Origin of the sequence: Bradyrhizobium sp. CCBAU 11357, assembly GCF_028128865.1 — a bacterium.
GTDB lineage: Bacteria > Pseudomonadota > Alphaproteobacteria > Rhizobiales > Xanthobacteraceae > Bradyrhizobium.
The window spans coordinates 248,454-261,968 of sequence record NZ_LBJW01000111.1 but is presented as its reverse complement, the minus strand read 5'-3'; the positions used below and the strand labels follow the sequence as shown (position 1 = coordinate 261,968).

General features: G+C 63.2%; 12 protein-coding genes. 11 read left to right on the top strand and 1 reads right to left on the bottom strand.

The features are described from left to right. The first annotated feature begins 114 nt into the window (after nt 1-114). The 10 genes from XI05_RS33300 to XI05_RS33255 all read left to right on the top strand — a co-directional run bounded on the left by XI05_RS33300 (nt 115) and on the right by XI05_RS33255 (nt 11,655). On the top strand, nt 115-981 hold the full coding sequence (locus XI05_RS33300; RefSeq protein ID WP_271510072.1) for an IclR family transcriptional regulator: 867 nt from the start codon (nt 115-117) through the stop codon (nt 979-981). A 66-nt stretch (nt 982-1,047) separates the two neighbouring features. Further along, entirely contained in the window at nt 1,048-1,845 is a 798-nt protein-coding gene (locus tag XI05_RS33295; RefSeq protein WP_271509865.1) for an ABC transporter ATP-binding protein, read from the top strand. Continuing rightward, nucleotides 1,842-2,555 (top strand): ABC transporter ATP-binding protein, encoded by a 714-nt coding sequence (locus XI05_RS33290; protein WP_271509862.1) that lies wholly within the window; start codon nt 1,842-1,844, stop codon nt 2,553-2,555. The genes XI05_RS33295 and XI05_RS33290 overlap by 4 nt, the downstream gene beginning before the upstream one ends. 220 nt (nt 2,556-2,775) lie before the next feature. Then, nucleotides 2,776-3,654, top strand: coding sequence for a branched-chain amino acid ABC transporter permease (locus XI05_RS33285; protein ID WP_172784951.1), 879 nt, complete (start codon nt 2,776-2,778; stop codon nt 3,652-3,654). A gap of 2 nt (nt 3,655-3,656) precedes the next feature. Further along, nucleotides 3,657-4,676, top strand: a complete 1,020-nt coding sequence (locus XI05_RS33280) for a branched-chain amino acid ABC transporter permease (RefSeq protein WP_271509859.1) — start codon at nt 3,657-3,659, stop codon at nt 4,674-4,676. A gap of 30 nt (nt 4,677-4,706) precedes the next feature. Beyond that, nucleotides 4,707-5,942 (top strand): ABC transporter substrate-binding protein, encoded by a 1,236-nt coding sequence (locus XI05_RS33275; RefSeq protein ID WP_172784953.1) that lies wholly within the window; start codon nt 4,707-4,709, stop codon nt 5,940-5,942. 117 nt (nt 5,943-6,059) lie between these two features. Further along, on the top strand, nt 6,060-7,286 hold the full coding sequence (locus XI05_RS33270) for an ABC transporter substrate-binding protein (protein WP_260382016.1): 1,227 nt from the start codon (nt 6,060-6,062) through the stop codon (nt 7,284-7,286). Nucleotides 7,287-7,540: 254 nt separating this feature from the next. Further along, a complete protein-coding gene (locus XI05_RS33265) occupies nt 7,541-8,770 on the top strand; it encodes an ABC transporter substrate-binding protein (RefSeq protein WP_271509857.1) in 1,230 nt (409 codons plus the stop codon). Nucleotides 8,771-8,951: 181 nt separating this feature from the next. Further along, nucleotides 8,952-10,181, top strand: coding sequence for an ABC transporter substrate-binding protein (locus XI05_RS33260; protein WP_271509854.1), 1,230 nt, complete (start codon nt 8,952-8,954; stop codon nt 10,179-10,181). A gap of 190 nt (nt 10,182-10,371) precedes the next feature. Further along, complete coding sequence (locus XI05_RS33255; RefSeq protein WP_271509852.1) at nt 10,372-11,655, top strand: glycerate kinase type-2 family protein; 1,284 nt, start codon at nt 10,372-10,374, stop codon at nt 11,653-11,655. A gap of 120 nt (nt 11,656-11,775) precedes the next feature. Here XI05_RS33255 and XI05_RS33250 read toward each other — a convergent pair whose 3' ends face one another. Beyond that, on the bottom strand, nt 11,776-12,297 hold the full coding sequence (locus XI05_RS33250) for a MarR family winged helix-turn-helix transcriptional regulator (RefSeq protein ID WP_172784958.1): 522 nt from the start codon (nt 12,295-12,297) through the stop codon (nt 11,776-11,778). Between the two features lie 173 nt (nt 12,298-12,470). Here XI05_RS33250 and XI05_RS33245 point away from each other — a divergent pair, with 173 nt between their 5' ends. Next, a complete protein-coding gene (locus XI05_RS33245; protein WP_271509849.1) occupies nt 12,471-13,511 on the top strand; it encodes a branched-chain amino acid ABC transporter permease in 1,041 nt (346 codons plus the stop codon). Nucleotides 13,512-13,515: the final 4 nt, after the last annotated feature.

Genomic DNA, 13,515 nt, shown 5'->3' with positions numbered 1-13,515 from the left:
GGGGATTTACTTTTGTTAGATTTCGCGGTGCGGAATTTAATTCCGCATCTTGACGGCAGGGTTATTTTGAAGCACGGACGTTGTCAACGACTCCGCGCAAGAAGCAGATCAGGGATGAAGCGTACAGGAAAGAAGACCGCGGCCGATCGGAATTTCGTCGTCGCGCTTTCCCGCGGACTGGAAGTATTGCGCGCGTTCCAACCCAATGACGGCCTGCTCGGCAATCAGGAGATTGCCTCGCGCACCAATCTGCCCAAGCCCACCGTGTCACGGCTGACCTACACGCTCACCAAGCTCGGCTATCTGACGCCGGTTCCCCGCTTCGAGAAGTACCAGCTCGCACCTGCAGCGATGTCGCTTGGCTACGCGGCACTGGCCAATCTGGGCGTTCGGCATTTGTCCGAGCCGTTCCGCGAGGAAGTGATGCGCGCGACCGGCGGCGCCGTCGCCGTCGGCGGCCGTGACCGCCACAGCATGATCTATTTCGGGCAGAGCCGCGGCAGCGAGACCGTCGGCGTTCAACTTGACGTCGGCGCGCGGGTGCCGATTGCAACCAGCGCGATGGGCCGCGCCTATTTCTGGGCGCTCGACGACGAAGGTCGCGCTGACCTGTCGCGCATCCTGCGCGAACATTACGGCAGCCGCTGGCCGAAGATGCGCGAGGGATTGGAACGTTCCGGCGAGACCGTCGCGAAATACGGCTTTGCGATTTCGGTCGGCGACTGGCACGACGACATCGGCGCGGCCGGCGTCGCGCTCAAGCTCAACGACGGAACCGGACCTTACGCATTCAATTGCGGCGCGCCCGCATTCCGTTTCACGGAAGAGCGCTTGATCAACGACATTGGACCGCGTCTCGTAGCGATGGTAAGGAACATCGAAGCGGCGCTCGGGGGTCTGATGCCGCATTCAAAAAAAGACATCAGCAAAAAGCTGAAATCAGGAGGAAAAGTTGCGCGTGTGGCCGAGGGATTCAGATAGCCTTTGTCATCACCGGGAGCGGTTCGCATCGCCCCATCGCTCACTGAACGACGTGAGCGAGACGAGATGACGCAGGCACAGCTCGCACAGGGGACATCGCCCCTGCTCGCGGTTCGCGACGTCAGCGTCGTGTTCGGCGGCATCGTCGCGCTCAACGGCGTGTCCTTCGACATGCACAAGGGCCAGATCCTCGGCTTGATCGGCCCGAACGGCGCCGGCAAGACCACGCTGTTCAACTGCCTGTCGCGGCTGTACCAGCCGTCGTCCGGCGACATCCTGATGGAGGGCGTGAGCATCCTGTCGCGGCCGCCGCACCGGATCGCCGAGATCGGCATCGGCCGCACCTTCCAGAACGTGGCGCTGTTCCCGAACTTGTCGGTGATGGACAACGTCCGCGTCGGCGCGCATGCCCGCACCTCCAGCGACATCATCAGCGACTCCTTGAGGCTTGCCTGGGTCCGCCGCAGCGAGACCGCGGTCAACAAGAAGGTCCACGAGATCCTCGCCTATCTCGGCCTCGAGGACGTCGCGCACACCATCGTCTCCGGCCTGCCCTTCGGCACGCAGAAGCGGGTCGAGTTGGCGCGCGCGCTGGCGGCGGACCCGAAGATCCTGCTGCTCGACGAGCCCGCCGGCGGCCTCAACCACGAGGAAGTCCACGTGCTCGGCGACCTCATCCGCCGCATCCGCAACGAGCGCCACATGACCGTGCTGCTGGTCGAGCACCATATGGGCCTCGTGATGTCGATCGCCGACCACGTCGTCGCGCTGAATTTCGGCAAGAAGCTCGCGGAAGGTACCCCCGCCCAGGTGCAGGCGGACCCCGACGTCATCAAGGCCTATCTCGGGAGCAAGGACCAATGACGACACTGCTCAACGTCAAGGACCTGCGCGCCTATTACGGTCAGGTCCAGGCGCTCCATGGCCTGTCGTTCTCGCTCAACGAGGGATCGCTGACGACGCTGCTCGGGGCCAACGGCGCCGGCAAGACCACGACGCTGCGCGCGATCTGCAACATGGTGCGCTCCACCGGCGGAATCGAGTTCGACGGCAAGCCGCTCAACAACCGCTCCACCGAGAGCATCGTGCGGTTCGGCATCGCCCATGTGCCGCAGGGCCGCGGCACCTTCACCACCATGACGGTCGAGGAGAATCTCCAGCTCGGGGCGATCACCCGCAAGGACAGCGCCGGCATCATCTCCGACATCGAGCGCATGTATGCGCATTTCCCGGTCTTGAAGCAGCGCCACACCCAGCAGGCCGGCACGCTCTCCGGCGGCGAGCAGCAGATGCTCGCGGTCGCCCGCGCCCTGATGCTGCGGCCGCGGCTGATGCTGCTCGACGAGCCCTCCTTCGGCCTCGCGCCACTGGTGGTGCGCGATCTGTTCGGCATCCTCGGCAAGATCAACCGCGAGGACAAGGTGTCGATCCTGGTGGTCGAGCAGAACGCCCAGCTCGCGCTCGAGCTCGCCGACCAGGCCTATGTGATCGAGACCGGCCGCATCGTGATGTCCGGCAAGGCCAAGGACATCGCGAACAACGAAGAAATCCGCAAATCCTATCTGGGTTACTGAGGAGCGGATGATGGCAATGATCTATCCGCGCACTCGCCTCACCTCTCCCCGACGGGGAGAGGTCGATTTGCGCAGCAAATCGGGTGAGGGGCCGCAGCTTCACCGTGAGACCGTAACCCCTCACCCGGCGCTTCGCGCCGACCTCTCCCTCAGGGAGAGGTGGACCTTCGACGCCGTTGCAGTTCAAACCCAATCGGGCAAGTTTTAGGGAGCCGGCACAATGGAGCTGTTCACCAACCAGGTCCTGGCCGGCATCGCCACGGGCGCGATCTACGCCTGCATGGCGCTCGCCGTGGTCATGATCTACCAGGCCATCGACCATCTCAACTTCGCGCAGGGCGAGATGGCGATGTTCTCGACCTTCATCTCGTGGCAGCTGATGCAGTGGGGCGTGTCCTATTGGGCCGCCTTCCTGATCACGCTGGCATTTTCCTTCGTTGCCGGCATCGCGATCGAGCGCATCCTGTTCAAGCCGCTCGCCAAGGCACCGGTGCTGACCAACGTCGCCGGCTTCATCGCGCTGTTTGCGATCATCAACTCGTCGGCCGGCCTGATCTGGGACTTCACCATCAAGCAATATCCGACGCCGTTCGGCTCCGCGCCGTTCCTGGGCAGCCAGCTGATCTCGACCCACCAGGCCGGCATGATCGGCGTCACCGTGCTGCTGTTGCTCGGGCTCTATTTCTTCTTCCAGTACACCCGCATCGGTCTCGCCATGCGCGCGGCCGCGTCGGTGCCTGAATCGGCCCGCCTCGTCGGCATCAACACCAGCTGGATGATCGCGCTCGGCTGGGGCATGGCGACCGCGATCGGCTCGATCGCCGGCATGCTGATCGCCCCTGTCGTGTTCCTCGAGCCCAACATGATGGGCGGCGTCCTGATCTACGGCTTCGCCGCGGCGGTGCTCGGCGGACTGTCGAGCCCGTTGGGCGCCGTGGTCGGCGGCTTCCTGGTCGGCGTCTTCGAGAATCTCGCCGGCACCTACATCCCCGGCGTCGGCAACGAGCTGAAGCTTCCGATCGCGCTCGCGCTGATCATCTCCGTCCTGGTCGTCAAACCCGCTGGTCTGTTAGGCCGGCACATCGTCAAGCGAGTTTGATCATGAGCGCAGCAGAAGAAGTCGTCGCCGAAGGCCACGAGGCGGTCGAGGCGGTTCCGAAGCGGGCCATGACGCTGGGCACCGGCACCTCGCTGGTGGTGCTGGTGGCGCTGTTGATCGTGCCGATGTTCGTCAAGAACTTCATCATCTTCCAGATGACGATGCTCCTGATCTACGGCCTCGCGGTGCTGGCGCTGAACATCCTGACCGGCGGAAGCGGCCAGTTCTCGCTCGGCCAGAGCGCATTCTACGCCGTCGGCGCCTACACCTCGGCCGTGCTGATGGAGCACGCCAACATCAACTACGCGCTGACCATTCCGATCTCCGCCGCGGTCTGCTTCGCGTTCGGCTATTTGTTCGGCAAGCCGGCGCTGCGGCTGTCCGGCGTCTATCTCGCGCTCGCGACCTTCGCGCTCGCGACCGCGATGCCGCAGCTGCTCAAGCTGAACTTCCTCGAGCACTGGACCGGCGGCGTGCAGGGCCTCGTCGTCACCAAGCCGGACGCGCCGTTCGGCCTGCCGATGTCGCAGGACATGTGGCTCTATTATTTCACGCTCATCGTGACGGTCTTGATCTACATCTTCTCGGTGAACCTGTTGCGCTCCCGCTCCGGCCGCGCCTTCATGGCGATCCGCGACAACGAGATCGCGGCCTCCTCGATGGGCGTCAACGTCGCGCTGTACAAGACGCTGGCGTTCGGCGTGTCCGCCGGCATCACCGGCGTTGCCGGCTCGCTCGGCGCCATCGCGGTGCAGTTCGTCGCACCCGACAGCTACACCATCACGCTCGCGATCTCGCTGTTCCTCGGCATGGTCGTCGGCGGCGTCGGCTGGCTGCCCGGCTCGTTCGTCGGTGCGGCCTTCATCATCTTCGTGCCGAACATGGCCGAGAGCATCTCCAAGGGCCTCTCCGGCGCGGTGTTCGGCGTGCTGTTGTTCCTCGTCATCTACCTCGTGCCGCATGGTGCAAGGCAGGTCGCGATCCTGGGCCAGCAACTCGTCGGCAAGCTCAGGAAGAACTGAAGACCCGTTGAATTAACCAAGGAGACCGAATTGTATTTTGGAAGAACACTGCGAGCCGCCGCGCTGGTCACGGCAACGGCGGCCATCACTCTCACCTCCGGCGCTGCACTCGCCCAAAAGAAATACGACACCGGCGCGTCCGATACCGAGATCAAGATCGGCAACATCATGCCGTACAGCGGTCCGGCGTCGGCCTATGGCATCATCGGCAAGACCGAAGAAGCCTATTTCAAGATGATCAACGACAAGGGCGGCATCAACGGCCGCAAGATCAATTTCGTGACCTATGACGACGGCTATTCGCCGCCGAAGGCCGTCGAGCAGGTCCGCAAGCTGGTCGAGAGCGACGAGGTGCTGGCCGTCTTCAACCCGCTCGGCACGCCCTCGAACAGCGCGATCCAGAAATATCTCAACGCCAAGAAGATCCCGCAGCTGTTCGTCGCCACCGGCGCCACCAAGTGGAACGATCCGAAGAACTTCCCCTGGACCATCGGCTGGCAGCCCTCCTACCAGAGCGAAGCCCACATCTACGCGAAATGGCTGATGAAGGAGAAGCCGGACGCCAAGATCGCGATCCTCTACCAGAACGACGATTTCGGCAAAGACTACCTCAAGGGCACCAAGGACGGTCTCGGCGCCAAGGCCTCGTCCATGGTCATCCTCGAGGAGAGCTACGAGGTTTCCGAGCCGTCGATCGACGGCCACATCGTCAAGATCAAGGCCGCCAATCCCGACGTGCTGCTGATCTACGCGACGCCGAAATTCGCGGCCCAGACCATCAAGAAGACCGCCGAGCTCAGCTGGAAGCCCCTTCAAATCCTCACCAACGTGTCGATCTCGGTCGGCAGCGTGATGAAGCCGGCCGGCTTCGAGAACGCACAGGGCGTGCTGTCGGCCGCCTATGCCAAGGACTCGACGGACCCGCAATGGGCCAACGATCCCGGCATGAAGAGGTGGAACGAGTTCGTCGACAAGTACATGCCGGGCGCCGACAAGTCGGACACCAGCATGGTCTATGGCTATGGCGCCGCCTCGACCCTGGCCAAGGTGCTGGAGATGTGCGGTGACGATCTCACCCGCGCCAACCTCATGAAGCAAGCCGCGAGCCTGAAGGATTTCGCGCCGGATACGCTGCTGCCCGGCGTCAAGATCAACACCGGCGCCACCGACTTCGCCCCGATCGCGCAGCTCCAGATGATGCGCTTCAAGGGCGAGAAGTGGGAACTGTTCGGCGAGATCATCAGCGGTGACGTCGCCTCCGAGTGACGGGCTGATGCGATCATCCAAGACGAGGAGCCCCCGCGGACAGCCGCGGGGGCTTTTTGTTGACGACAGGCGTCAATCTTGTTCAATGCGATCGATCCATCCCGGAGCAGGAGAACAATGGCCGCCGCTCGTTCCCAGGTTGCGCTCCTCTGGGCCGCGCTCGCCTTGTGCACCGCAACGAGCAGCGGAGCGCTGGCGCAAAAGAAATACGACAGCGGCGCATCAGATACCGAGATCAAGATCGGTAACATCATGCCCTATAGCGGTCCGGCCTCCGCCTATGCCGCGATCGGCAAGATCGAGGAAGCCTATTTCAACAAGATCAATGCCGAGGGCGGCATCAATGGCCGCAAGATCAAATTCATCTCCTATGACGACGGCTATTCGCCGCCGAAGACGGTGGAACAGGCACGCAAGCTGGTCGAGAGCGACAATGTGCTGCTGATCTTCGGCTCGCTCGGCACCTCCACCAACAGCGCCATCCGCAAATACATGAACGAGAAGAAGGTGCCGCAATTGTTCGTGGCGAGCGGCGCCTCGAAATGGAACGATCCCAGGCAATATCCCTGGACCATGGGCTGGCAGCCGAGCTACGCGAGCGAGGCGCGCATCTACGCCAAATACGTCATGAAGGAGAAGCCGGAGGCGAAAATCGGCGTGCTCTACCAGAACGACGATTTCGGCAAGGACTATCTGAAGGGGCTGAAACAGGGCCTCGGGCCCAAGGCCTCGATGATCGTGCTGGAAGAAGCCTATGACAGCTCCGAGCCGGCGATCGACGAGCACGTCGTCAAGTTGAAAGCCTCCGGCGCCGACGTCTTCATCAGCATCACCAGCCCGAAATTCGCCGTGCAGGGGATCAAGAAGGCGGCGGAGATCAACTGGCATCCGATGCAGATCATCTCCAACGTCTCGGCTTCGATCAGCGGCGTATTGGAGCCGGCGGGCATCGAAATCTCGCAAGGCGTCCTGTCGGCGACCTACACCAAGGACGGCTCCGACCCGCAGTGGAATGCCGATGACGGCATGAAGAAATTCTACAACTTCCTCGCCCAATACCAGCCCAAGGCCAACAAGCTCGATGCCGGCGTCGTGTTCGGCTACGCCGCCGCGCAGACCATGGTGAAGGTGCTGCAGATGTGCGGCGACGATCTCACCCGCGAGAACGTCATGAAGCAGGCCGCCAGCCTGAAGGACTTCGAACCCGACACGCTGCTGCCCGGCATCAAGATCAACACCGCGCCGGACAATTTCGCCCCGATCGAGCAGCTGCAGATGATGCGCTTCAAGGGCAAGAAATGGGAGCTGTTCGGCGACATCATCTCGAGCGAGATGAGCCACTGAGCGCCGCGGCGACACAATTCAAGATAGCTGCTTCTTCACATAACAACTCCAGCGGTGAGTTTGCCGCGCAAAAATCTCACGCGCCGGAATATTCCGAGTCGCCTCCGAAAAGATCTCCGCTCCCGCGACGCCCGTGCGGGGCGTTTGTCTTGCTGACGGCCGTGGATAGGTATTGAATACACGACGGAGCGACGAGCAACGATCGCTCCCAACAAGAACAATCGACACAATCAAACCCACCTAGGGAGAGCAAGATGCCTGCAATGCATGTGCGATTGGGGGCCGTCTCGGCTGCCCTCGTGCTGGCCGCCACACTTTCCACGGCAGCGTCCGCGCAGAAGAAATACGACACCGGCGCATCCGACACCGAAATCAAGATCGGCAACATCATGCCCTACAGCGGTCCCGCGTCCGCCTACGGCGTGATCGGCAAGACCGAAGAGGCCTATTTCCGCAAGATCAACGCGGAAGGCGGCATCAACGGCCGCAAGATCAACTTCGTGACCTACGACGACGCCTATTCGCCGCCGAAGACGGTGGAGCAGGCGCGCAAGCTGGTCGAGAGCGACGAGGTGCTGCTGATCTTCAACTCGCTCGGCACGCCGCCGAACTCGGCGATCCAGAAGTACATGAACCAGAAGAAGGTGCCGCAGCTGTTCGTCGCCACCGGAGCCACCAAGTGGAACGACCCGCAGACCTTCCCGTGGACGATGGGCTGGCAACCCAACTACCAGATCGAGTCGATCATCTACGCCAAGTACATCCTGAAGAACCATCCGAACGCCAAGATCGCCGTGCTCTACCAGAACGACGATTACGGGAAGGACTATCTGAAGGGGTTCAAGGACGGGCTCGGCGCCAAGGCCGCCTCGATGATCGTCATCGAGGACAGCTACGAAGTCTCCGAGCCGACCATCGACTCCCACATCGTCAAGATGAAGTCGACCAACGCCGACGTGTTCTTCAACATCACGACGCCGAAATTCGCGGCACAGGCGATCAAGAAGAACGCCGAGATCGGCTGGAAGCCGCTGCACTTCCTCAACAACGTCTCGGCCTCGATCGGCAGCGTGATCAAGCCGGCCGGCTTCGAGAATGCCCAAGACATCATCTCGTCGCAATATTTCATGGATCCCACCGACGCGCAGTGGAAAAGCGACAAGGCGATGATCGCCTGGAACGAATTCCTGGATAAGTACTATCCGGAAGCCAACCGCGCCGACGCCTCGGTGATGTACGGCTATGTCGTCGCCCAAGGCCTCGTTCACGTGCTCAAGACCTGCGGCGACAATCTGACCCGCGAAAACATCATGAAGCAGGCCGCCAACATCAAGGACTTCGAGCCGGCGGGCCTGTTGCCGGGCATCAAGGTCAACACCTCCGCCACCGATTTCGCGCCACTCTCGCAGCTGCAACTGATCCGCTTCAAGGGCGAGCATTGGGAGCGGTTTGGCGAGGTCTTGAGCGGCGACGTCGGCGGCTGACCATCAACCAGTCGCTAAAGACGCAAGTCCCAATCGACTAAAGAAGCGGCCCCTGCGGCCTTGCCGCAGGGGCTTTTCCTTGAAGCTTCTGGGCAAATCGTATTGAATTGCGGTCGCGCCACCAAAAACGATCAAGCCAAGAAAAGGGACGCACACACCAAGAAAAAACAGGGAGATTGGAATGCCTGCTGTCACCGGCAAATTTGCGGCCGCGTCACTGGCGCTCGCGCTCATCGCGGCCTCGGCCTCAACCGCAACGGCCCAAAAGAAGTACGATACCGGTGCGACCGACACCGAGATCAAGGTCGGCAACATCATGCCCTACAGCGGACCGGCCTCCGCCTACGGCATCATCGGGCGCACCGAAGCCGCCTATTTCAAGAAGATCAACGAAGAGGGCGGCATCAACGGCCGCAAGATCAATTTCGTCTCCTACGACGACGCCTATTCGCCGCCGAAGACGGTGGAGCAGGCGCGCAAGCTGGTCGAGAGCGACGAGGTGCTGCTGGTCTTCAACTCGCTCGGCACGCCGCCGAACACGGCGATCCAGAAATACATGAACTCGAAGAAGGTGCCGCAGCTGTTCGTCGCCACCGGCGCCACCAAGTGGAACGACCCGCAGAACTTCCCGTGGACGATGGGCTGGCAGCCCAACTACCAGAGCGAGACGCAGATCTACGCGAAGTACATCCTCAAGGCCATGCCGAACGCCAAGATCGGCGTCCTCTACCAGAACGACGATTACGGCAAGGACTATTTGAAGGGCCTGAAGGACGGCCTAGGCGCCAAGGCCGCGAGCATGATCGTGCTGGAGGAAAGCTACGAGACGTCGGAGCCGACCATCGACAATCACATCGTCAAGCTGAAAGCGACGGGTGCCGACGTCTTCATCAACATCACCACGCCGAAATTCGCGGCACAGGCGATCAAGAAGATCTCCGAGATCGGCTGGAAGCCGACGCACTTCCTCAACAACGTCTCGGCCTCGGTCGGCAGCGTGATCAAGCCCGCCGGCTTCGAGAATTCGCAGGACATCATCTCGGCCGCCTATCTGAAGGACGTCTCCGATCCGCAGTGGAAGGACGACGCCGGCATGAAGGCGTTCCTGGAGTTCATGACCAAGTACTTCCCCGAAGGCGACAAGCTCGACGGCGGCACCATCGTCGGCTACGGCGTGGCACAGACGCTGGTCGAAGTGCTGAAGAAGTGCGGCGACAACCTCACGCGCGAGAACGTCATGAAGCAGGCGGCGAGCCTGAAGGACTTCCGCACCGAAGTGCTGCTGCCCGGCATCAAGATCAACACCGGGCCGAACGATTTCGCGCCGATCAGCTCGCTCCAGCTCATGAAGTTCAAGGGCGACAAGTGGGACCTGTTCGGCGAGGTGATCAGCGCCGACGCCGGCGGCTAGAAGCTGCAAAGCGCGGACAACGAGCCCCCTGCGCTGATCACGCAGGGGGCTTTTCTTTGCGCGGCAATTTTGATCACGCGATTGCACAATCGAATGATGGCAAAGGCCGCTTACGCTTTGGCGCACGATGCGGTAGGCAGATGGCGGCGACCTCGTCGCCGCCACTCCCGTCTGCTCAAGGCCATCGTCCATGACCGACCGACGCCCCCTGCTCCGTGCGCTTTACGACGCCGCCGTCGCCGCCGCCCATCCCAACGTGGTGCTGGCCCCTCACCTGCGGCCTGCGCCCAGGGGGCGCGTGATCTGCCTCGCCGCCGGCAAGGGCGCCGGCGCGATGGCGGCGGCCGCGGAGCGGCATTATCTCGACGCGCTGGGATTGGCGCCGGAGCGCCTCGTCGGCATCGCCACCACGCGCCACGGCTACGGCGTGCCGACGCGCCGCATTCGCGTGGTCGAGGCCGGTCATCCCGTGCCCGACGAAGCCGGCCTGAAGGGCGCGGCCGACACCCTCGCACTCGCGGGCGAGGCCGGGCCGGACGATCTCCTGCTGGTGCTGCTCACCGGCGGCGGATCAGCCAACTGGATCGCGCCGGTGGACGGCATCAGCTTCGCGCAGAAGCAGGCGGTCAACAAGGCGCTGCTGCGCTCGGGCGCGCCGATCGGCGAGATGAACGTCGTGCGCAAGCACCTGTCGCGGATCAAGGGCGGCCGTCTCGCCCGCGCCGGCAGGAACGCCGCGGAGATCGTGACGCTCGCGATCTCCGACGTGCCGCACGACGATCCTTCCGCGATCGCCTCCGGCCCCACCGTGCCTGATCCGACCACGCTGGCCGATGCGCGCGCGATCGTGGCGAAATACAAGCTCGACATCGACGATGCGGTGCGCCGCGCCCTCGACGAGCCCGCCAATGAAAGCGCCAAGCCCGATGACGCCGCCTTCGCGCGCGCGTCGTTCGAGCTGATCGCGCGGCCCAAGCAATCGCTGGACGCGGCGGTGAAGCTCGCACGCGAGTCCGGTTACGAGACCATCGATCTCGGCGCCGATCTCGAAGGCGAGGCGCGCGAGGTCGCCGCCGACCACGCCAGGCTGGCACTTCAGGCCCGCGCGCAGGGCAAGCGCGTCGCGATCCTGTCCGGCGGCGAGCTCACGGTCACCGTGCGCGGCAATGGCCGCGGCGGGCCGAACCAGGAATACGCGCTGGCCCTGGCCTCGCTCTTGAAGGACACGGTCGGCATCGCGGCGCTGGCCGGCGACACCGACGGCGCCGATGGCGGCGCCGGCCACCCGACCGACCCCGCCGGCGCGCTGATCGATGCCGCGACGTTCGCGAAGATGAAGGCGCTGGGGCTGGAGCCGCAGGCCTATCTCGACAACAACGACGCGACCACGTTCTTCGAGGCGACCGCCGACCTGCTGCAGCCCGGCCCGACCCTGACCAACGTCAACGATATCCGGGTGATTTTGGTGGATTGAGGCGCGCCGGTTCCTCCAACGTCATTGCGAGCGTAGCGAAGCAATCCAGAATCCCTCCGCGGAGACACTCTGGATTGCTTCGCTACGCTCGCAATGACGGGAGGTGACAGCGAGGGCCCGTCAAAACTCGTTGGCGATCTTCGCGAGCATTCCGATCAGGGCTTCGCGGTTGGCCTGGCCGAGCAGATCGTTCAACCGGGCCTCGTGCTTGGTGGCGACGAGCTTCTTCGCCCGCGCCAGCACGGCCTTGCCCTTGTCGGTCAAGACCAGGATGTGCGAGCGGCGGTCGTTGGTGGAGCGGATCCGCGCGCAAAGGTCGCGGCTCTCCAGATTGTCGAGCATGGCCACGAAGTTCGGCCGGAGGATGCCGAGCGTGGAGGCGATCTCGGTCTGGTTACGGCCGGGGTTCTTCTCGACCAGCAGCAGCACCGAGAACTGCGCCGGCGTCAGCTGGAGCGAGGCCATGCAGCGCAAGAAATTCTCGAACACCTTGAGCTGCGCACGTTTCAGGACATAGCCCAGCTGCTCGGACAACTCGCCGAGCTGGAGGGCTTCAGCCTGCGGCTCGCCTGCATCCTTGCGGCCCTTGGCCGCCTCGGCGGGCTTTTCGGAAGACTTTTCAGCGGTTTTGGAAACGGTCATCGCCTCGTGCTCGTAATCCCGCTAAATTCGGGACGGGTTCGTCCCCGCCCTTGAAGTTATATTTGATAATTGTTATGGACCATATCAAATATCGCATGCGTTTTTCAATGGCTGTGAGCGGACCGTCCACCGCAATCGAGGGGACCGGTCCGGATTAGGGGGAGCGTCCGGTCTTGAATACCACCATCATGCTGTTCCTGCTGCAGGACGGCATCACCAATGGCGCAATCTACGCGCTGCTCGGCCTGGCGCTGGTGCTGGTGTTCGCCGTCACCCGCGTCATCCTCATTCCCCAGGGCGAATTCGTCACCTATGGCGCGCTGACCTATGCCTCGCTGGCCGCCGGCCAGATGCCGGGCACGGCGAAGCTGGCGCTGGCGCTCGGCATCGGCGCCTTCGCCTTCGACCTGTTCGTCGCGCGCAAGGCGCTGCATGGGCGGTTGATCGCGCGCAGCTTCACCACCAATGTCGTGCTGCCGTGCATCGTGCTGGCGCTGACGCTGTATTTCGCCGCCCAGAAGCCGCCGGTCGCGGTCTGCATCGCGCTGTCGCTGGTGATCGTGGCGATGATCGGCGTCTATCTCTACCGCATCGCCTTCCAGCCGCTGGCGCACACCTCGGTGCTGGTGCTGCTGATCGCCTCGGTCGGCGTCCACCTCGCGCTGCAGGGCCTCGGCCTGTTGTTCTTCGGCGCCGAAGGCCAGCGCGGGCCTGCCGTGTTGTCCGGCGCCTTCACCGCCGGCGCGCTGCGCTTCACCGGCCAGAGCATCACCGTCTATGCCATCACCATCGCCTTCATCGTCGGGCTCTGGCTGTTCTTCGGCCTGACGCTGTATGGCAAGGCGCTGCGCGCCACTGCCGTGAATCGGCTCGGGGCGCGACTCGCGGGCATCCGCACCACGCTGTCGGGCCAGATCGCCTTCCTGCTGGCCTCCGTGATCGGCGCGCTCTCCGGCATCCTGATCGTGCCGATCACGACGCTGTATTATGACTCCGGCTTCCTGATCGGGCTGAAGGGCTTCGTCGCCGCGATCATCGGCGGCCTCGTCAGCTATCCCCTCACCGCCGTCGCGGCGCTGGTGGTCGGCATCGTCGAGGCGTTCTCGTCCTTCTATGCCTCCAACTACAAGGAGGTGATCGTCTTCATGCTGCTGATCCCCGTGCTGCTGCTGCGCTCGCTCGCCGCGCCCGCGGTCGAGGAAGAGAAGGACTGAGCCC